This is a genomic window from Pseudomonas sp. Tof1, from assembly GCF_055390395.1.
In genome coordinates, this window is sequence record NZ_AP024344.1 from 6,405,266 (window position 1) to 6,422,704 (window position 17,439).

Below are 17,439 nucleotides of genomic sequence, written 5' to 3' on the forward strand. Positions count from 1 at the left end.
CTCCAATAAAAATAATTCAAAGAGTGTCAACGCAAATGATCGGACTCATGGCTTCCTCGGCAGGCCCCTGCGCCTTGCACACCCGGCCCATTCGCCGCCCTCCTGATGCCCCTCGTGAACCGGCTTGCCGTTCGAACGCGGGGCGCTGCGCACTCCCTCGACTCCAAAAACAACAAGGGTGAAGTGATGAAAATCAAAGGCATCCGCTGGTGGATGATCGGCCTGGTCACCTGTGGCCTGATGGTCAACTACCTGGCTCGCAACACGCTGTCGGTGGCCGCACCGACGCTGATGAGCGAGATGAGCGTTTCCACCGAGCAGTACTCGCATATCGTCGTCGCCTGGCAGATCGGCTATGCGCTGATGCAGCCGATCGCCGGCTACATCGTCGACGCCATCGGTACCAAGCTGGGCTTCGCGATTTTCGCTATCGCCTGGTCCCTGGCCTGCGCGGCGGCGGCCCTGGCCAGCGGCTGGCAGGGCCTGGCGTTCGTGCGCGGGCTGCTCGGCGTTACCGAGGCCGCCGGCCTGCCGGCGGCGGTCAAGACCACCACCGAGTGGTTCCCGGCCAAGGAGCGCTCCGTCGCCATCGGCTGGTTCAACATCGGCTCGTCCTTCGGTGCACTGCTGGCACCGCCGCTGGTGGTCTGGGCGATCCTGCAAAGCGGCTGGCAACTGGCGTTCATCATCGTCGGCGCCCTGGGCATCGTCTGGAGCCTGACCTGGCTGTGGCTGTACAAGCACCCGCGGGACCAGAAGCGCCTGAGCGACACCGAGCGCGACTACATCCTCAGTGGCCAGGAAGAACACTTCAAGGACACCGGCACGAAAAAGGGCAGTTGGAAGAAAGTCGTCATCAGCCGCAACTTCTTCGCCATCGCCAGCGCGCGTTTTCTCTCCGAACCGGCCTGGCAGACCTTCAACGCCTGGATTCCGCTGTACCTGATGACCGAACGGCACATGAACATCAAGGAAATCGCGATGTTCGCCTGGTTGCCGTTCCTCGCTGCCGACCTCGGCTGTATCCTCGGCGGCTACCTGAGCCCGTTCTTCCACAAGCACCTGAAGGTCAGCCTGTTCACCTCGCGCAAGATGGTGATGTTTCTCGGCTGCAGCTGCATGATCGGCCCGGCCTGCATCGGCCTGGTGGAGAGCCCCTACACCGCCATCGCCCTGCTCTGTGTCGGCGGCTTTGCCCACCAGACCCTGTCGGGCGCGTTGTACGCGATCACCTCCGACTCCTTCGGCAAGAACGAAGTGGCCACCGCCACCGGGGTCGGCGGCATGTTCGGCTACTTCGGCGCGGCACTGTTCACCATGCTGCTGGGCATCATGGTCACCAAGGTCGGCTACAGCCCACTGTTCGTGGTGCTGGCAATCTTCGACATCGTCGCCGCGCTGCTGGTGTGGAACGTGGCCCGGCCGCTCAAGCCGGCGCCGAATGAACCGACGCTGAGCGGCACTCCCGCCACGGCGTAGCCCTCATGTGAGGCTCAAGGGCCTGTTCGCGGCGGTTCGGGGCGCCGAACCGCCGCGAAGCTCTTGGCCATTTCAAGGGCGCCTTCGCGGATAAGCCGTGCCAACTCCATCCCCCACTGCTGGTCCTCGCGCAACCCCAGCGACCTACTCATGGGCCACCTCGCCGGCGACCGGCAGGTCATCGCCCCCTTCGCCAAACCAACCCCGTACCAGTCCAGCTTGCGGGTCAGCACCATGAACACGCCGAGCAGGCCGAACAGCAGCAGCGAGCCCATCAGCAATGCATAGTCCTCGGCGCTCAACAATCCGTACAGCAGGCCGTAGAGCGCGGCCAGCGCCAGCGCAAAACCCAGCCCATGCCCCAGGCTGCGCAACACGTGGCAGGCATAGAAACCGATCAGACCGACACAGGCCCCCGCCGACACCAGATACGCCAGGCCGAACCCCAGGTGCTCCGACAACGACAGCAACAGCAGGTAGAACAGTGCCAGCGCCACGCCCACCAAAGCGTACTGGATCGGGTGCACCGCCAGGCGCTTGAGCACTTCGAACAGGAAGAAACCGGCGAACGTCAGGGCGATGAACAGCAATGCATATTTGATCGCCCGATCGGACTTCAGGTACTGATCCACCGGATCGATCAGGCTCACCCCGAAACTGCGGGACTTGAAAGCCTCGCAATCGTTGGTGTCCACACAATTGCCCATCGCTTCATGCAGGTTGGTGGAGAAGAACGAGGTCTGCCAGTTGGCCGTGAAGCCCTGTTCGCCCACTTCACGCTGGGTCGGCAGGTAGTTGCCGATGAAGCTCGGGTGCGGCCAGTCGGCGGCCAGGTGCACGTTGCTGGTCTTGCCCACCGGAATCACCTGCAACTGGCCGGTGCCCTGCAGCGCCAGATCGAACTCGAAGTCCAGGCGCTGCTGCAGCCGACCGTCGACCCGCGGCAGGTTCACATGCACACCATCGCCCAGCCAGCTCACCTGGGTTCCCGGCATGAACTCCAGTTGCCGGTCGCCCAACTGCAGCGTCAGGGCGTTCTCGATACCCCGGATATCGCTGATACCGACCGCGAGATAGGGCTCGTCGAAGCGGTAATCGGCGAAACCCTCGTCGATGCCCAACTGTGGCGGCACGACGAAGGTGCCGCTGATATGGTTATTGGCGTGAAACAGCCGCGCCTCATAGATCCCGCGCGCACGGCGCTCGGTCTGGACCGTGCCATCGAGGACGAAACGCTCCGGCAGCAGGTACAGCCGCCCGCTGACTTCCTTGCTCTCCTGGGTACGCTTGCCCTTGGCGTCGGTCTTCCACTCGCGCACCGTCTGGCGATAGGGCACCACCAGCACCGGACCGCTGATCAACTGGCTGTTGCTGGAACTGCGGGCGATATCTTCCAGGACACCGTCACGCAGGTACTGCCGCTCGCCGATCAAGCCGTCGATCATCATCAACGGGATCAGCAACAACAGCATCAGCAGGGCAATCGCCCCGAATTTTATTGCCAGACTGCGGTTCATGGGTCTCTCTCCCTGATTGGAATGGGAGAGAGTCTGGAGCCTCCTTATGGGGCGTTGATGGAGCCCATGTGGAGACTGTGTGGAGATTCAGGGCAGGCGCAACGTCACCTCGACCCCACCCTCGACATTACCGATCCGCAGTTCGCCACCGTGCAGCTTCACCACTTCCTCGACGAAGTTCAGCCCCAGCCCGGTGCTCTTGCGGCCGCTCTGCGGGCGCGGCAGCGAGTAGAAACGTTCGCTCAGGCGTGGCAGGGCGTAGTCGGGAATCGCCTCGGCCTGGTTGAACAGGCTGAACCGCAACAGCTGTCCCTCGCGCTCGGCGGCGAAGCGGATCGTCCCGCCAGCCGGGGTGAAGTCCAGGGCGTTCTCCAGCAGGTTGCCGATGGCCTGGCGCAGCAGGAAACGCTCGCCGAACACGCTGACGTGCGCAGCGATCCGGCGTTCGATCTGCAAGCCGGCCCGCTCGATACGGGCGGCCTGGGCCTGCAGCACGTCGTCGACCAATGCCGCCAGCGGCACCTCGACCTGCTCTTCCAGCACCTGGCGCTGTTCCACCAGCGCCAGGTTCAGCAGCCGTTCGATCAACTGCTGCATCCGCGCACTCTCGTTCTCGATATTGCCGACGAAACGCTCGCGCTGGGCGTCCGGCATCTCGCCGTGCAAAAGCTCCGCAGCCCCACGGATCGCCGCCAACGGGCTTTTCAGTTCGTGGGTCAGGGTATGCACATAACGCTCGACGTAGGCCTTGCCTTCCAGTTGTGTGCGCATGTGTTCCACGGCATTGGCCAACTGCTCCATTTCTCCGCCGCGATAATGCGGCAGCTCGGCACGTCGGCCTTCGCTGACCGCCTGGGCATAGGCGGTCAGCCGGCGCAGGGCCGCGCTCAGCCACCAGGACAGCAGTGCACCGAACAGCAGGCCCAGGGCGATCAACCCGGCGCCCCACAGAATCAGCCGATGCTCGGTGCGATCGACATAGGGCTGCAGCGAACTGTTGGGCTTGGCCACGGTGACCACGCCGATGATCTGGCCGTGGTCGGTGATTGGCGCGCCGACATGCATCACCGACGAATTCGGGTCGTCGGGATCGGAGCGGGTCGAGCGCGCACCGTACTCGCCACGCAGGGTCAGGTACACGTCGTTCCAGCGCGAATAATCCTGGCCGAGGGCCAACCCGGCAGAGTCGAGCAGGACGATGCCCTTGGCATCGGTCACATAGATGCGGTGGTTGACCTGGTTCTTCGGCAGGCCCCAGATGTTCGCCGCCGGCTTGCGCTGGCCGTAGGCCTTGAGCACCTCGGGCAGGCGGCTCTGGCCGAGGGTGCCGGACTTGACGTCATCATGGAGGATTTCCGCCAGCAGGTTGGCGGTGTCCACCAGGGTCTCCTCGGTGGACTGGCGCACCCCGGGGCGGATTTCCTTCATCACCGTGCTCAGCACGAAATAGCCGGTCAGGCCGACGAACAGGAAGTAGACGAGGAAGATCCGCAGCCCCAGCGGCATCAGCTGTGACTCGGGCTGTAGCTGTAGCCCAGGCCGCGGTGGGTCTGGATCGGTTCGGCCGCGCTGGCCACCAGCCGCAGCTTGGCCCGCAGGCTCTTGATGTGGCTGTCGATGCTGCGCTCGTAGCCGGCATCCGCCGCGACCCCGACGGCATCGAGCAGTTGCTCGCGGCTGAATACCCGCTCGGGCTGTTCCAGCAGGCAGGCAAGCAGGCGGAATTCATGGCGGGTCAGGCTCAGGACCTGGCCGCGGTAACTGATCTGCACCCGTTCGTGATCGACCACGAAACGCTCGTCGACCACCGCCGCCGGCGCCTGGGGCACCACACGCTTGAGTATCGCCCGCACCCGCGCCGCCACTTCCCGCGGGCTGAAGGGCTTGACCACGTAGTCGTCGGCGCCGATCTCCAGGCCCACCACCCGGTCGATCTCACCGTCACGGGCGCTGAGGAAGATCACCGGCACTTCGGTGAAGCGCCGCAGTTGCTTGCAGACTTCGAAGCCGCTGATGTCCGGCAGGCCGATATCGAGAATCAGCAGGTCGGCCGGCGTGGTGCGCTGGTACTCCACCGCGGCGGCGCCGAGGTTCAGCCAGGTGGTGGTGAACCCCTCGCCCTGCAGGGCATAGATCAGGGTATCGGCAATCGCCGCTTCGTCTTCGACAATCAGGATATGGGGCATGGCGTCCGAGCGCTGGGAGTGATCGCGCAACGGTGCCGCAGGCGTGTCGCGCCGTCAATCGGCCGGGGCTGGCTTTGTGAGCAGGGGCGCGAGCCTGATAGTTCTGCTAGTAGGCAAGAGCCCGGAAACAGCCAACACTCGGCAGAGTATTTTCGCCCTTGAACGGAGTCCACACCATGCCGACCTCTGCTCGCGAAAACCCTCTGTGTCGCTATCACTACGACCCACTGGATCGGCTGGCCGACTGCTCACCGGTCGACCAGGCCAGCGTCCAGCGCTTCTACTGCAAGAGCCGCCTGGCCAGCGAGATCCAGGGCACGGTTCGCACCGGTGTGTTCCAGTACGACGACCATCTGCTGGCACAACACCGGCAGGACGCAAACGCCAGCGAAAGCCATCTGCTCGCCACCGATACCCAGGGTTCGGTCCTGCATTGCCTCAGCCCCCAGCAGCGACAACCCAGCGCCTATTCCGCCTACGGACAGCGGACACCGCAGAATGGATTGCTCAGCTTGCTCGGATTTAACGGCGAACGGCCAGATCCGCTGACCGGGCACTATCTGCTGGGCAATGGCTACCGGGCATTCAACCCGGTGTTGATGCGTTTCAACAGTCCGGACAACTTGAGTCCGTTTGGGCAAGGTGGGTTGAATGCCTATGCGTACTGCTTGGGAGATCCGGTCAACAGGCAGGATCCGACCGGGCATGTTCCAGGATTCGGCGAGATTCTATCAAGCCTACCGCGTTCAAGATCTCACCTTACGACTCGGCCGGGTAGAGCTCAAGTTTCACAACCAGTTGGGACAGCAGAACCATCCACGCCCGTACCAGTGAACCTGGACCGGCCTCCGGGAGCACCTCAAACCGGTCTCGATACTTTGACCGTCCCCATCGACTCTGAACGTGTCGCGACTTACAGCATAAGCGCAGAACGGTGGCGTTCCCACCCATCAGCACAACCAGCACCTATGCTCCACAGTCAACCTTCCCAAAGGACTCAGGCATCTTCCTCGACCAGGCCCAATCAATCCCATTCAAACTACGACTACGGCAGGACACAATCCAACCCTCAGATAGCGCCGCCCACCTATAGAGAAGCAACAGACACAACCCCGCTCCGTCCGACCGATCCTGACTACGGTCAAGAACTCTTTCAGCGAGTCAGCAGAAGACTGGAAAATATTCGGCACGGCCGGGAGCATCGCCGAAAATATGTCGTGCTGGCGTATCTATAGATCTGCGTACTCACTGCACCACGAACCTGATGGTTCTGCTAGTAGGCAAGAGCCTGAAAACAGCCAACACTCGGCAGAGTATTTCGCCCCTGAACGGAGACTACGCCATGCCGACCTCTGCTCGCGAAACCCTCCTGTGTCGCTATCACTACGACCCGCTGGATCGGCTGGCTGACTCGAACCAGGCTCAACAATCCGGCTTGTCCGCCGTATACCGCCGCGCCGGATTCACCGCCGCGCCGAACTCGCGCAGGGCCTTGGCGCCGATCAGCAACGGGTAGTTGAAGCTGCTGCGGTTGGTCAGGTTGACCTCCACCGTGCGCCTGACGTTGCCCAGGCACATTTCCAGGTCGACCACCGGGCGCTTGCTCGGGTCGGCGGCTTCACCGTCCTCGTCTTCCTCGGCACGGGTCTTGATCTTGCTGATGCGCGAGACCTTGTGCTCGTAGACCTTGTTGTCGGCGTCAGCGGTGCCGAGGCGGAAGCGCACCCAGTCCTCGCCGTCACGCTTGAACAGCTCGATGTCCTTGGCCGACAGCGACGCGGTGAGCGCGCCGGTGTCCATCTTGGCCTTGAAGGTCTGGCCGATCTCCGGCAGACGGATGTATTCGTAGCGCCCGTAGAGGGTCGGCTCGGCGGCCATGACCGGCAGGGCCAGGAGGGACAACAGGGCAAGAACGGATTTCACTTGGGCTGTACCTTTGTGTGGACGCGCAGAGGCGAGCAGTTTAGACCGCACCGTCGTCATTGGTTCATGAACAATCGGCTAAATGACCGCCATCCTGGCACATCGTGCGTGAAACATTCGTCGATCAGCGGATTTGGCGTCTGTCCGCCCCCGCTTTATGATGGCGCGCCCTCACGCCCTTGAAAGAGTTCCCTTATGCGCCGCCTGCTCACCGGCAGCCTCGTTACGCTGCTGCTCCTGCTCAACACCCTGGTGCTGTTCGGCCCGCTGATGGTGTTCGCCCTGCTCAAGCTGGTGCTGCCCGGCCGTTTGCGCGACTACGCCAGTTGGGCAGTGATGTGGATCGCCGAGACCTGGGCCGAGATCGACAAGCTGATCTTCTCCCTGTGCATTCCCACCCGCTGGGACATTCGCGGCGCCGATGACCTGCGCCGCGACACTTCGTACCTGGTGGTGTGCAACCACCAGTCGTGGGTCGACATTCCGGCGCTGATCCAGTCGCTCAACCGGCGCACGCCGTTCTTCAAGTTCTTCCTCAAGAAGGAACTGATCTGGGTGCCATTCCTGGGCCTGGCCTGGTGGGCGCTGGACTACCCGTTCATGAAGCGCTACTCCAAGGCCTTCCTCGACAGGCACCCGGAACTCAAGGGCCAGGACCTGGAAATCACCAAGGCCGCCTGCGAGCTGTTCAAGCGCCAGCCGGTGACCGTGGTCAACTACCTCGAAGGCACCCGCTTCAGCGAGGCCAAGCGCCAGGAGCAGGCCTCGCCGTTCCAGCATCTGCTCAAGCCCAAGGCCGGCGGCGTGGCCTTCGTCCTCGCCGCGATGGGCGAACAGCTGGACGCGGTGCTCGATGTCACGGTGGTTTATCCACAGGAGAAGATCCCCGGTTTCTGGGACCTGATCAGCGGCAACGTGCCCAAGGTGATCATTGACTTCCACACCCGCGCCATGGACCCGAGCCTGTGGCAGGGCGACTACGAGAACGACCCGGTGCTGCGCAAGCGGGTCCAGGACTGGGTCAACCAGCTCTGGAGCGAGAAGGACCAGCGCATCGCCGCCCTGCGCAGCGAGCGCGACTGAACCTCAGTCGAGGATGATGTGCGGCAGGAAACGGCTGGTGTCCTTGGTGATCAGCGAGTTGTCTTCGCGAATGCCGATGCCGGCCGGCCGATCACCGATCATCCAGCTGCCGAGCACCGTGTGGCTGCCGGCAAATGAAGGCAGCGGCTTGAACTGCTGCAGCACGAACGGCCCCTGGTCATAGGGGCCCGGCTCGCTGACCCGTTCGCCGGTCGGCGAGTGAATCTCGACATTGGCGCCCTCCCGGGAAAAGAACGGCTTGCGCACCCAGCCCCGTTCCGGACGGCCGTTCGGCTGCGGGTCGATGAAGGTCGGCAGCAGGTTCGGGTGGCCCTCATGCATTTCCCAGAGCAGCGCCAGGGCGCCCTTGTTCGACAGGATCGCCTTCCACGGCGGCTCGACGAACAGCGTCCGGCTGTGGGCGATGGCCGGGCCGAAGGCTTCGCTGAACAGGTTTTCCCACGGATAGAGCTTGAACAGGGTGCTGATCGGCAGGTCCTGCTCATCGACGAAACGCCCGGCCCGGTCCAGGCCGATCGCCTCGATGTCGAGCAGTTGCGTCGTCAGCCCGGCCTGGCGGGCGATGTCGCTCAGGTACTCGACCGTGCCGCGATCCTCCAGCGAGTCGCGGACCGAGGCGAAGTGCAATGGCGACGGGAAGCCGATCTCGACGAAGGCCTGCAGCAGCTTGTCCTCGATGCTGTTGAACTGGTCGGCACGGGCCGGCAGTTGCCCGCGGCGCATCTGCTCCTCGAGCCAGACGTACTGGAAGAAACTCGCCTCGTACAACGAAGTCGGCGTGTCGTAGTTGGTCTCCAGCAGCTTGGCCGGGCCGCGGCCGTCGTAGCACAGGTCCATCCGCCCGTAGAGGTGCGGGTGGCCCTGGCGCCAGGAATGGCGGATCAGGTCGCGATAGCCCTCGGGAATCGCCAGGCGGTCGAGCAGGTGCTCGCTGTCCACCACCCGCTCGACCAGTTCCATGCACAGCTCATGCAACTGGCGGGTCGGCTCTTCGAGGTCGTCCTCGATCTGGCGCAGGCTGAACTGGTAGTACGCCGACTCGTCCCAATAGGGTTCGCCATCGAAGGTGTGGAAGTGGAAGCCCAGCCGTTCGGCGGTGGCCTGCCAGTCCGGGCGGGGTACGCTGGAGATGCGTTTCATCAGCCGCCCCTGCTGCTGCCGTGGGACGAGCCGAAACCGCCACGGCTGACCATCCGCGGTGCCGAGCCACGGTAGGAGGCCGGGGTGAACTGCCCCGGGCTGTTCAGGCGAAAGCGCGCGTTGGTCGACTGGGCGAAGGTCTTGCCGGCCCGGGCCTGCTGGTTGAGGCTGCTGGCCTGATAACCGCCACGGCCGTCGCGCTCGTTGTACAGCGGCTCGCTGAAGTAGCGCGGCGCATAGGGGTCGCTGCCCAGGCCGATCCAGCGCCAGAAGCGGCTGCCCCAATCGTTGGAATGGCTGGAGTAACCGGAACCGCCGAACGAACCGCCATAGCTGCCGCCGCCCAAGGATGAAACGGGCGGGGCGCTCTGGACGGCAGCCTGGGCCTCCTGTTCCTGCTCCTGCTCAAGAGGTGCCGGCACCGCCTGCACGGTGGTCAGGTTGAAGCCGGACATCAGCGGGTGGAAACGGCTGTTGCCCAGGTCAGCCACGCAATCGCTGCGGGCGAAATCACTGGCGCAGGCATCCTGGCTGGCATATTCCGGAACGATTTCCAGATGCTGTTCCCGAGCCTCGGCCGCCGCGTCGGCACAGACATCGGCCGCCACGCCGGCCGCGACACAGGCCGGCTCGCTGGTGTACGACGTGGTTTTGATGACGTCCCGCGTACGCACCTGTTCACCGTCACAGGCCACCAGCACGAAGGGCACGCTGCCCAGCAGGACCAGGCCAACACGTTGACTACGTTTCATCGCCAGCCCCCTCAGACCGGAGGGGTCATGCAGGCCGCATTGAGCAGGCCGACACTGATGGAAATCGCCGCCGAGAGAATCGCCGCCGCCGACTCACCCTTGGCGATCCGTACCGACAGGCCACGAATCGACAGACTGACTAGGCCGAACGCCAGCAACTGGGCGACCAGGGCGATCAGCGCCCAGATCAGGAAATCCACCAGCGATACCGAATGGGCGATGGCACTGGCCGCCGGAATCGCGAAACCGATCAACGCGCCGCCCAGTGCGATCGCGGCGGCAATATTGCCCTCGCGGATCAGCGTCCACTCCCTGTGCGGCGTCATCCGGGTGTAGAGGCAGGCATACAGCCCGAAAACCAGCAGTGCCACCAGCAGGTACAGGACGAATCCCATCACCGCATCCAGGTGCAACGACATCTTCACCGCATCGACCAACATGCTTGTGACACTCTCTCCATGAACAGGCGGCGACAAATAGCACACCGCACGCGATAACTGAACCGGCGTCGTGGCCGCACAGACAAAAACGCACCGGTTCCTCGCGGAGTCCGGTGCGTCGTCAGCCGTAGCGGGGTTCAGCCACCCGCGCCCCAGATACCGCCGAGGCTCTGCAACAGCGAGCCGCCGACACCCTGTTCGCCCAGGTAGCTGAGGAGGATCGGCGCAAACTGGCCGACCATGCCGCTGTCCATGCCCAGGGCGTCGAAGGCGTTGTTCAGGTCGTGGGTGTTCTTCACATTCCCCAGGGCGTTGCCCACCGCCGAGTCGCCGACCGAATGGCCGAGCAGGCCGCCAAGCCCGGCCAGGGCACCCGCGCCGGACAACTGGTCGAGGCCCGGTACGCTCTGGCTCAACTGCGAATAGTCGTTGCCGCTGAGCTGGTTCTTCGCCAGGCCGAGCATGGCGGCGGCGCCGCCGATGGCCTGTTCCGGGGTGACGTTCAGTTGCGATCCCAGGGCGCTGAGCAGGCCACCCTCCGGCGCCGTGGCATTGCCGTTCTGACCACCCTGCAAAGCCGACAACGCATTGGCCGCGTCATTCAGGCTGAACGCCGCGAACACCGGCGTAGCGGCGAAGGTCAGGAGCGAAGCCAGTACGACACCGCGTGGAATTTTCATTGCAGCTACCTCACAAGTCATCGAAGGCCGCCGCTGGCCAGCGGTCGGCGCTGGCCATTGGAGTGGAAAAAGCCGGGCTTGTTCCGCCTGGCGGGGGTGACCTTTTCGTCAGCCGGGCAGCCGTTCGATCGCCGCCTGGACCAGTGGCCGCGCCCACTCGGGCGTGGCTTGCAGGGCCTGGGCGTCCTGCGGATCAGGGCTGAGCAGATGGCCGTCGGCCATTTCCAGCACCAGCAACGGATCGGGAATCTCCTCGCCCGGCTCGACGTCGGTGCTGTTGTCGAACACCTGCAGGTGCGCCAGATACGGCATGAGGGCGACCAGGTTGAGCCGCGATTTGACCCAGCGCTCGCGGATCTTCGCTTGTGGAATATCGTGACCGCCACGCGCCACCCGCAGGCGCACCCGGCGCAGGTGCTGTTCCGGCGAGGACAGGCCGCAGAATAGCATCACCACATCGTGAGTCTGCGCCGCCTGGGCGAGCATCAGGGCGATGGTGTTGCCGCCCAGGGTGGTTTCGAAGGCATGGTTGCGCCCCTCGCGCAGGGCGTTTTCCAGCTGCTGGCGACCATGCTCCCAGGCCAGGCCGTTGGCCCGTTGCGGGTCGATGCCGAGGCTGGCGGTCAGTTCTCGGGCAAAGCTGTCGGGGTTGAACCAGTCCAGGCCGTTCTCGGCGAGCAACGCGCCCCCCACCGAACTCTTGCCGGCGCCGTTGACCCCGGCCAGCACGAAAATGAACGGGCGCTCGCTCGCCGGCGGCGCACTCATCAGAACGTGGAGCCGGCTTCAGGCCGCTTGCCCAGCTTGCCCCTGGACGCCAGCAGCGAGCGTACACCCTGGGCCGCCCGGGGTTCCTGCAGGCTCCGCAGACGCGCATCGAAACGCTGGGTCAACTCATCCAGGGCCGACTGTTCGCGATCCTGGTAGGCCTGCACCTGGGCGGTCAGTTGCTGGTAGGTCTCGGCGTCCAGCAGGACCATTTCCACGGTGGAATGGTTGGTGACCGCAACACTGCCGGACTGATGGACCAGGCGGACCACATCGGCCCACTTGTTCTTCACCTGGGAGGCATTCTGGCGCGGCAGATCGAGGAGGTCAGGCAGGGCAATCATGACGTGTGCTCGCAGACAGGGAAGTCCCCTGCACTATAACAACCGCCGGCCATTTTGGCCATTTTTGCCCTATTGACTTGTAAAAGCCCTGCCCCTTCCCGCCAGGGGCGTGAGGGCCAGAGGCAAGCCGCCTACCCGCGGCGTGGCGAAGGCAGGCGGCCATCCGAAGGGTTAGCGGGCGAATCCGGCGAAAGCCTGGCACAGGGAGAGCAGATGACGCTCATCGTCGGCATCCAGGTCGCCATCTTCATCCATGTCCACCCGGACGTTGACGGTGTCGTAGGTCTTGTCCTCGCCAGACGAGGAAACGGCCGAAGCAAAGACAAGCTCATTACCTTCGTAGAACTCTACCAGCACCTCCGGGCTGCCATTGTTGTCGATGTCTTCCAGGGAGAGTCGGATTTCCTTTTTGGCCATGAAGGCACCTCGTTATCGAGTGATGTAATGGGGGGCTCATGTTGGGAGGCGAGCGACGTGGCGACCATTGCCCGGCGGCGACAGCCGGCAGCGGAAAACACGACCGGCCCCGATGGAAAACCGCGGGCAGGGACTGGGAATCGATGATCGCGGCCTGTGCGGGCGGCTGGGCACTTGGCGTAAAATGGGAGTCCCTGAGGGAGTATGCGCGTATGGACGTGAAAATCGGCGGAACCGCCCTGGCAATCATCCTGGCCGGCCTGGCCATCGCTTTCGGCGTGCACGAGTGCCAGCGCGGCCCGCTCAACCCCGAACTGCCCGACAACCTCGGCGACGAGCAGACCGCCTGGCTGACCCTCGAACACCGCATCAGGCGCATCGACCCCGCACTGACCGACGTCAGCCACGAGCAGCAGACGCTGACTATCCGCTATCAGCCCGAGAAGGTCGCCGACAGCGAAGAAGCCTGGGTTCCACGCCTGCTGCGCACGGTCGGCCAGGGCCTGGCGGCGGTGAACAATGCGCCGGGTGGCAAGCAGTATGCCCAGGTGACGATCAAGGCGCGGATCGTCGCCGCCGATGACGTCGAGCTGGTCTACCAGATGGACGGCTTCGACGCGATCAAGACCCAGCAGGGCGGCTACATTAACTTCGCCAGCATGCCCCGGGAACTGAAGTTCGGCACCGAGGCGCTGGCCCAGGCCAGCGACTATTGTCGCGATCCGAGTGGCTGGGGTTTCTATCCGGAGTTCTGTCAGCGGGTGAGTGCGGCGAAGTCAGTCCAACCCTGAAGGGAAGCTTGAGTCTGCGGTCACCTCCGGACGATGACGGGTGAGACCACTGGCCCTTTCGCGGGCAAGCCCGGCTCCTACGGTTTGTTGGTGTGCCGGTGCTGTGCGAAGGCCCGCTCCCTGTAGGAGCCGGGCTTGCCCGCGAATGGCCCAACACCCCTGACCCGCCATTCACCCAGCCTGACGCCCGCTAATAGCCCCGCCGTCGATCCACCCTCCCGGTTATTTCGAAACGACCTTGAGAACTGTCATTTCTGACAGTAGCCGCCCCCTCCCCGGCCACTCAACATGAAGGCCCAAGACAACGGAAGGGAGTACCGACTCATGCAAAACCGACTTGCAACCAGTCTGGCAGTACTCACCCTGGCACTGGCAGGCCAGGCCTGGGCCGAAACCCCGGTGCTGACCGCAACCTGCCCACGGGCAGGCGACATCAACCAGCACCCGGGCAGCGAAGGCTACACCTACGACGCCAAGGGCCCGGGGGGCAGTCAATGGACCGGTGAAAACCCGGAAACCGGGATTGAGTACAAGGTCGCGTTCGTCAGCGCCAGCTACAAGGCCAGCACCCAGGCGGTGATCTGTGACTACGAAGGGGACGGTGACGCGGGAATCCGCCTGACGCTCAAGGCCGTCCAGGACTGGAAACCCTCCCCGGACACCGACTGGAAGGATGGCTTCTGCAAAAGCGGGGAAACCAGCCGTTGTGGATTCTCATACAGCGCGCTGATCACCACGCAGTGAACGGCGAAACACAGAAAAGGGCGACCGTGGTCGCCCTTTTTCTATCGTGATTGCACCTTACGCCGCACTGAACAACTTATGCGGATCAATCACGAATTTCTTCGGCACGCCGGCATCGAACTCGCCATAACCCTTCGGCGCGTCGTCCAGGCTGATCACCTGCACGCCCACCACTTCGGCGATGTTGATGCGGTCCCACATGATCGCCTGCATCAGTTGGCGGTTGTACTTCATCACCGGGGTCTGGCCGGTGTGGAAGCTGTGGGACTTGGCCCAACCCAGGCCGAAGCGGATGCTCAGCGCACCGATCTTGGCGGCGGCGTCCACCGCACCCGGGTCTTCGGTCACGTACAGGCCGGGGATACCGATCTTGCCGGCCACGCGGGTGACCTGCATCAGCGAGTTGAGCACGGTGGCCGGCGCCTCGTGCTTGGCCCCTTCATGGCCGTGGCCACGGGCTTCGAAGCCCACCGCGTCGACGGCGCAGTCCACTTCCGGCTCGCCCAGCAGCGCGGCGATCTGCTCGTGCAGCGGCGTGTCCAGGGACAGGTCGGCGATCTCGAAGCCCTGGGCCTTGGCGTGTGCCAGGCGGGCCGGGTTCAGGTCACCGACGATGACCACGGCAGCCCCCAGCAGGCGCGCCGAGGCGGCAGCCGCCAGGCCGACCGGGCCGGCACCGGCGACATACACGGTGCTGCCCGGGCCGACGCCCGCGGTGACAGCGCCGTGGAAACCGGTTGGCAGGATATCGGACAGGCAGGTCAGGTCACGGATCTTCTCCATGGCCTTGTCGCGATCCGGCAGTTTCAACAGGTTGAAATCGGCGTATGGCACCAGCACGTACTCGGCCTGGCCGCCGGTCCAGTCGCCCATGTCGACGTAGCCGTAGGCACCGCCGGCACGCGCCGGGTTGACGGTCAGGCAGACGCCGGTGTGCATTTCCTTGCAGGAACGGCAGCGACCGCAGGCGACGTTGAACGGCACGGAGACCAGGTCGCCGATCTTCAGGTTCTCGACGTCGCTGCCCTTCTCGACCACTTCACCGGTGATCTCGTGGCCCAGCACCAGGCCGACCTGGGCGGTGGTACGGCCGCGGACCATGTGCTGGTCGGAGCCGCAGATATTGGTGGACACCACACGCAGGATCACGCCGTGCTCGATCTTCTTGCCACGGGGGTCCTGCATTTTCGGATAGTCGATCTTCTGTACTTCTACCTTGCCAGCGCCAAGGTATACCACTCCACGATTGCCAGACATGCTTTCACCTCGCTGTTGTTTTTATGTAGCTGACGCATTGCCACGCGGCAAAGCGTTGATTGCTCGGGGTTGTGCGTGTGTCTTTTTCTACTGCGTTGTTATTTGGATCGCTTTCGCGGATGAATCCGCGAGCGGGCGCTCGAAAGCGCCCTGGGAACTCAGAGGACCACCGTCCGGTTGGCATTGAGGAACACCCGCCGCTCGATGTGATAGCCCACCGCCCGCGCCAGGGTCAGGCCCTCGATATCCCGGCCCTTGGCGATCAGGTCCTCGGGATAGTGGCTGTGATCCACCACCTCCACGCCCTGGGCGATGATCGGGCCTTCGTCCAGGTCGTTGTTGATGTAGTGCGCGGTCGCCCCCACCAGCTTGACGCCCTTGTTGTAGGCCTGGTGATAGGGCTTGGCACCCTTGAAGCCGGGCAGCAACGAGTGGTGGATGTTGATGGCGCGACCATCGAGCTTGCGGCACAGCTCCGGCGACAGCACCTGCATGTAGCGGGCGAGAATCACCAGCTCGGCGCCGGACTCCTCGATCACCTGCCACACCTGCCGCTCCTGGGCCGGTTTGTCGTTGGGGTCGAGGGGGAAATGGTAGTAGGGAATCTGGTGCCAGTCGGCCAGGGGCTTGAGGTCGGGATGGTTGGACACCACCGCGACCACGTCCATCGACAGTTGGCCGATCCGCTGGCGGTAGAGCAGGTCATTGAGGCAGTGATCGGCCTTGGAGACCATGATCACCACTTTCGGCCGGTAGTTCGGCGCGGTCAGTTCGAAGGTCATGCCGAAGGCCTTGCCACGCTCGGCCAGGCCGGCGCGGAACGCCTGCTCGTCGAAACCTTCGGACTGGCGGAACTCCACCCGGATGAAGAAACGCCCCGAGAGGCGGTCATCGAACGAATGGTGTTCGGTCACGTAACAGCCCTGCTCGAACAGGAAGCGGGTCACCGCATCCACCGTGCCGAGCACGCTGGGGCAGTCGGCAGTCAGAATCCATGTATCGGGGGCGCGGCTCATTGGGTGACTCCTGTTTTTGTGGGGCAAGCGCCAGGTGATCGATCAGCCGTATCATGATCGGCCTGCGGGCAATCCTCGCCCTTGTGTACACACCAAATCCTGTAGGAGCGAGGCTTGCCCGCGAAGCTTTTAGCGCCCTTGAGGACGCATTCGCGGCGGTTCGGCGCCCCGACAAGCCACGCTCCTACAGGGATCCAGGCAACGCGGTGCATCAGGTACCCCGCGGTGATGCCATCGCGAGCAGGATCAGGCCTGGACGTTCAGGCCATACTCGGCCGCCGCATCCTGCAGCCACAGCCACCAGTAGTCCGAGAAGCTGCGACGGATCACCAGTTCCCAGGTGTCTTCGGCGGTATGGCGGATGATCAGCTGCGACTTGGCGAACACCGTGCCGACGGCCTTGCCTACCGGGAAGTTGTTCGGGTGCACGTCGTAGCTGGTGGACTTCATCAGCACCTGGCGCACGTTCGGGCCGCTCAGCTCCAGCAGTTGCTGGCCGCCACTGACGTTGACGATGGCGATATGCAGGTCGCCCAGCGCCTCGCGCAGGGCCTTCTCGGTGGCGTATTCCTCACCGGTGGGAACCACCAGCAGCCACTCGTCCGGGCCGAGCCATTGCAGGCTGGTCTCGCCCTTGGCGACGACGGTCAGGGCCACGGGCAGGTCCAGCCCCAGGGCCTTCTTCACGCCGGCGGCGAACGCCGGGTCATGGCCGTCGCCACGGAGGGTCAGGTGGCCGAGCAGTTTCTTTTCCCGCACGGTCACGCCGGCGTTCTTGCGGCCCTTGCCCACCAGGCTGGCGAGATCGGCATGGTGCAACGACGACTCGGCCTTGGCCCCGGAAGTCGGGCGTTGCTGGTAAACGTTGGCTGTGCTCATGT

The 17,439-nt window shown here is 64.1% G+C and carries 19 protein-coding genes and 1 pseudogene; 5 read left to right on the forward strand and 15 right to left on the reverse strand.

Annotated elements, in window-relative coordinates; translation table 11 throughout:
• Positions 1-186: 186 nt before the first annotated feature.
• Entirely contained in the window at positions 187-1,479 is a 1,293-nt protein-coding gene (locus ACZ5KU_RS28900; RefSeq protein ID WP_416770778.1) for an MFS transporter, read from the forward strand.
• A 144-nt stretch (positions 1,480-1,623) separates the two neighbouring features.
• Here ACZ5KU_RS28900 and creD read toward each other — a convergent pair.
• The 4 genes and pseudogenes from creD to ACZ5KU_RS28920 form a co-directional block, all read right to left on the reverse strand.
• Positions 1,624-2,996: pseudogene (gene creD, locus ACZ5KU_RS28905) on the reverse strand (cell envelope integrity protein CreD).
• 87 nt (positions 2,997-3,083) lie between these two features.
• Positions 3,084-4,502 carry a two-component system sensor histidine kinase CreC gene (creC, locus tag ACZ5KU_RS28910; RefSeq protein WP_054058607.1) on the reverse strand — a complete coding sequence of 473 codons (1,419 nt, stop codon included), beginning with the start codon at positions 4,500-4,502 and terminating at the stop codon, positions 3,084-3,086.
• Positions 4,502-5,182, reverse strand: coding sequence for a two-component system response regulator CreB (gene creB, locus ACZ5KU_RS28915; RefSeq protein ID WP_054058620.1), 681 nt, complete (start codon positions 5,180-5,182; stop codon positions 4,502-4,504). Before creB ends, creC begins: the two co-directional genes overlap by 1 nt.
• A 248-nt stretch (positions 5,183-5,430) precedes the next feature.
• Positions 5,431-5,616 carry a hypothetical protein gene (locus ACZ5KU_RS28920; RefSeq protein ID WP_416773594.1) on the reverse strand — a complete coding sequence of 62 codons (186 nt, stop codon included), beginning with the start codon at positions 5,614-5,616 and terminating at the stop codon, positions 5,431-5,433.
• Between ACZ5KU_RS28920 and ACZ5KU_RS28925 the strand changes: the two genes are divergently transcribed.
• Positions 5,611-6,417: an RHS repeat-associated core domain-containing protein gene (locus ACZ5KU_RS28925; protein ID WP_416773578.1), complete on the forward strand. Its 807-nt coding sequence runs from the start codon at positions 5,611-5,613 to the stop codon at positions 6,415-6,417. The two genes, ACZ5KU_RS28920 and ACZ5KU_RS28925, sit on opposite strands and share 6 nt — an antisense overlap.
• 187 nt (positions 6,418-6,604) lie before the next feature.
• Here ACZ5KU_RS28925 and rloA2 read toward each other — a convergent pair whose 3' ends face one another.
• Positions 6,605-7,105 (reverse strand): retropepsin-like aspartic peptidase RloA2, encoded by a 501-nt coding sequence (rloA2, locus tag ACZ5KU_RS28930; protein ID WP_054064627.1) that lies wholly within the window; start codon positions 7,103-7,105, stop codon positions 6,605-6,607.
• A gap of 195 nt (positions 7,106-7,300) precedes the next feature.
• On the opposite strand from rloA2, the gene ACZ5KU_RS28935 reads away from it, so the two are divergent.
• Positions 7,301-8,188, forward strand: coding sequence for an acyltransferase (locus ACZ5KU_RS28935; protein WP_464736590.1), 888 nt, complete (start codon positions 7,301-7,303; stop codon positions 8,186-8,188).
• 3 nt (positions 8,189-8,191) lie between these two features.
• Here ACZ5KU_RS28935 and ACZ5KU_RS28940 read toward each other — a convergent pair whose 3' ends face one another.
• The 7 genes from ACZ5KU_RS28940 to ACZ5KU_RS28970 form a co-directional block, all read right to left on the reverse strand.
• The gene (locus ACZ5KU_RS28940; protein WP_464736591.1) at positions 8,192-9,349 is read right to left on the reverse strand and encodes a glutathionylspermidine synthase family protein; all 1,158 of its coding nucleotides are present in this window, start codon (positions 9,347-9,349) and stop codon (positions 8,192-8,194) included.
• Entirely contained in the window at positions 9,349-10,101 is a 753-nt protein-coding gene (locus ACZ5KU_RS28945; protein WP_464736592.1) for a DUF1190 domain-containing protein, read from the reverse strand. Before ACZ5KU_RS28945 ends, ACZ5KU_RS28940 begins: the two co-directional genes overlap by 1 nt.
• An 11-nt stretch (positions 10,102-10,112) precedes the next feature.
• Complete coding sequence (locus tag ACZ5KU_RS28950) at positions 10,113-10,538, reverse strand: DUF350 domain-containing protein (protein WP_193394242.1); 426 nt, start codon at positions 10,536-10,538, stop codon at positions 10,113-10,115.
• A 140-nt stretch (positions 10,539-10,678) separates the two neighbouring features.
• Positions 10,679-11,221, reverse strand: a complete 543-nt coding sequence (locus ACZ5KU_RS28955) for a DUF2780 domain-containing protein (RefSeq protein WP_464736593.1) — start codon at positions 11,219-11,221, stop codon at positions 10,679-10,681.
• 108 nt (positions 11,222-11,329) lie between these two features.
• Positions 11,330-11,989 (reverse strand): AAA family ATPase, encoded by a 660-nt coding sequence (locus ACZ5KU_RS28960; protein WP_054064622.1) that lies wholly within the window; start codon positions 11,987-11,989, stop codon positions 11,330-11,332.
• Positions 11,989-12,333, reverse strand: a complete 345-nt coding sequence (locus tag ACZ5KU_RS28965) for a type II toxin-antitoxin system Phd/YefM family antitoxin (protein ID WP_054058616.1) — start codon at positions 12,331-12,333, stop codon at positions 11,989-11,991. The genes ACZ5KU_RS28960 and ACZ5KU_RS28965 overlap by 1 nt, the downstream gene beginning before the upstream one ends.
• A gap of 171 nt (positions 12,334-12,504) precedes the next feature.
• On the reverse strand, positions 12,505-12,750 hold the full coding sequence (locus ACZ5KU_RS28970; RefSeq protein ID WP_054064621.1) for a hypothetical protein: 246 nt from the start codon (positions 12,748-12,750) through the stop codon (positions 12,505-12,507).
• A 212-nt stretch (positions 12,751-12,962) separates the two neighbouring features.
• On the opposite strand from ACZ5KU_RS28970, the gene ACZ5KU_RS28975 reads away from it, so the two are divergent.
• Both ACZ5KU_RS28975 and ACZ5KU_RS28980 read left to right on the forward strand, forming a co-directional pair.
• Positions 12,963-13,541 carry a hypothetical protein gene (locus tag ACZ5KU_RS28975; RefSeq protein ID WP_464736594.1) on the forward strand — a complete coding sequence of 193 codons (579 nt, stop codon included), beginning with the start codon at positions 12,963-12,965 and terminating at the stop codon, positions 13,539-13,541.
• Positions 13,542-13,865: 324 nt separating this feature from the next.
• Positions 13,866-14,285 carry a DUF3757 domain-containing protein gene (locus ACZ5KU_RS28980; protein ID WP_054058619.1) on the forward strand — a complete coding sequence of 140 codons (420 nt, stop codon included), beginning with the start codon at positions 13,866-13,868 and terminating at the stop codon, positions 14,283-14,285.
• A 57-nt stretch (positions 14,286-14,342) separates the two neighbouring features.
• On the opposite strand, the gene fdhA is transcribed toward ACZ5KU_RS28980, so the two are convergent.
• The 3 genes from fdhA to ACZ5KU_RS28995 form a co-directional block, all read right to left on the reverse strand.
• The gene (fdhA, locus tag ACZ5KU_RS28985) at positions 14,343-15,542 is read right to left on the reverse strand and encodes a formaldehyde dehydrogenase, glutathione-independent (RefSeq protein ID WP_054064618.1); all 1,200 of its coding nucleotides are present in this window, start codon (positions 15,540-15,542) and stop codon (positions 14,343-14,345) included.
• Between the two features lie 158 nt (positions 15,543-15,700).
• Positions 15,701-16,558 (reverse strand): formyltetrahydrofolate deformylase, encoded by an 858-nt coding sequence (purU, locus tag ACZ5KU_RS28990; RefSeq protein WP_017903087.1) that lies wholly within the window; start codon positions 16,556-16,558, stop codon positions 15,701-15,703.
• Between the two features lie 246 nt (positions 16,559-16,804).
• A complete protein-coding gene (locus tag ACZ5KU_RS28995; RefSeq protein ID WP_054064617.1) occupies positions 16,805-17,437 on the reverse strand; it encodes a sarcosine oxidase subunit gamma in 633 nt (210 codons plus the stop codon).
• Positions 17,438-17,439: the final 2 nt, after the last annotated feature.

Bases quoted from the DNA above. Each gene is read 5' to 3' on its own strand.
- ACZ5KU_RS28900 (WP_416770778.1), top strand. From the start codon at position 187: ATGAAAATCAAAGGCATCCGCTGGTGGATGATCGGCCTGGTCACCTGT.
- creC (WP_054058607.1), bottom strand. From the start codon at position 4,502: ATGCCGCTGGGGCTGCGGATCTTCCTCGTCTACTTCCTGTTCGTCGGC.
- creB (WP_054058620.1), bottom strand. From the start codon at position 5,182: ATGCCCCATATCCTGATTGTCGAAGACGAAGCGGCGATTGCCGATACC.
- ACZ5KU_RS28920 (WP_416773594.1), bottom strand. From the start codon at position 5,616: ATGCAGGACCGAACCCTGGGTATCGGTGGCGAGCAGATGGCTTTCGCT.
- ACZ5KU_RS28935 (WP_464736590.1), top strand. From the start codon at position 7,301: ATGCGCCGCCTGCTCACCGGCAGCCTCGTTACGCTGCTGCTCCTGCTC.
- ACZ5KU_RS28940 (WP_464736591.1), bottom strand. From the start codon at position 9,349: ATGAAACGCATCTCCAGCGTACCCCGCCCGGACTGGCAGGCCACCGCC.
- ACZ5KU_RS28945 (WP_464736592.1), bottom strand. From the start codon at position 10,101: ATGAAACGTAGTCAACGTGTTGGCCTGGTCCTGCTGGGCAGCGTGCCC.
- ACZ5KU_RS28955 (WP_464736593.1), bottom strand. From the start codon at position 11,221: ATGAAAATTCCACGCGGTGTCGTACTGGCTTCGCTCCTGACCTTCGCC.
- ACZ5KU_RS28960 (WP_054064622.1), bottom strand. From the start codon at position 11,989: ATGAGTGCGCCGCCGGCGAGCGAGCGCCCGTTCATTTTCGTGCTGGCC.
- ACZ5KU_RS28965 (WP_054058616.1), bottom strand. From the start codon at position 12,333: ATGATTGCCCTGCCTGACCTCCTCGATCTGCCGCGCCAGAATGCCTCC.
- ACZ5KU_RS28970 (WP_054064621.1), bottom strand. From the start codon at position 12,750: ATGGCCAAAAAGGAAATCCGACTCTCCCTGGAAGACATCGACAACAAT.
- ACZ5KU_RS28975 (WP_464736594.1), top strand. From the start codon at position 12,963: ATGGACGTGAAAATCGGCGGAACCGCCCTGGCAATCATCCTGGCCGGC.
- ACZ5KU_RS28980 (WP_054058619.1), top strand. From the start codon at position 13,866: ATGCAAAACCGACTTGCAACCAGTCTGGCAGTACTCACCCTGGCACTG.
- fdhA (WP_054064618.1), bottom strand. From the start codon at position 15,542: ATGTCTGGCAATCGTGGAGTGGTATACCTTGGCGCTGGCAAGGTAGAA.
- purU (WP_017903087.1), bottom strand. From the start codon at position 16,558: ATGAGCCGCGCCCCCGATACATGGATTCTGACTGCCGACTGCCCCAGC.
- ACZ5KU_RS28995 (WP_054064617.1), bottom strand. From the start codon at position 17,437: ATGAGCACAGCCAACGTTTACCAGCAACGCCCGACTTCCGGGGCCAAG.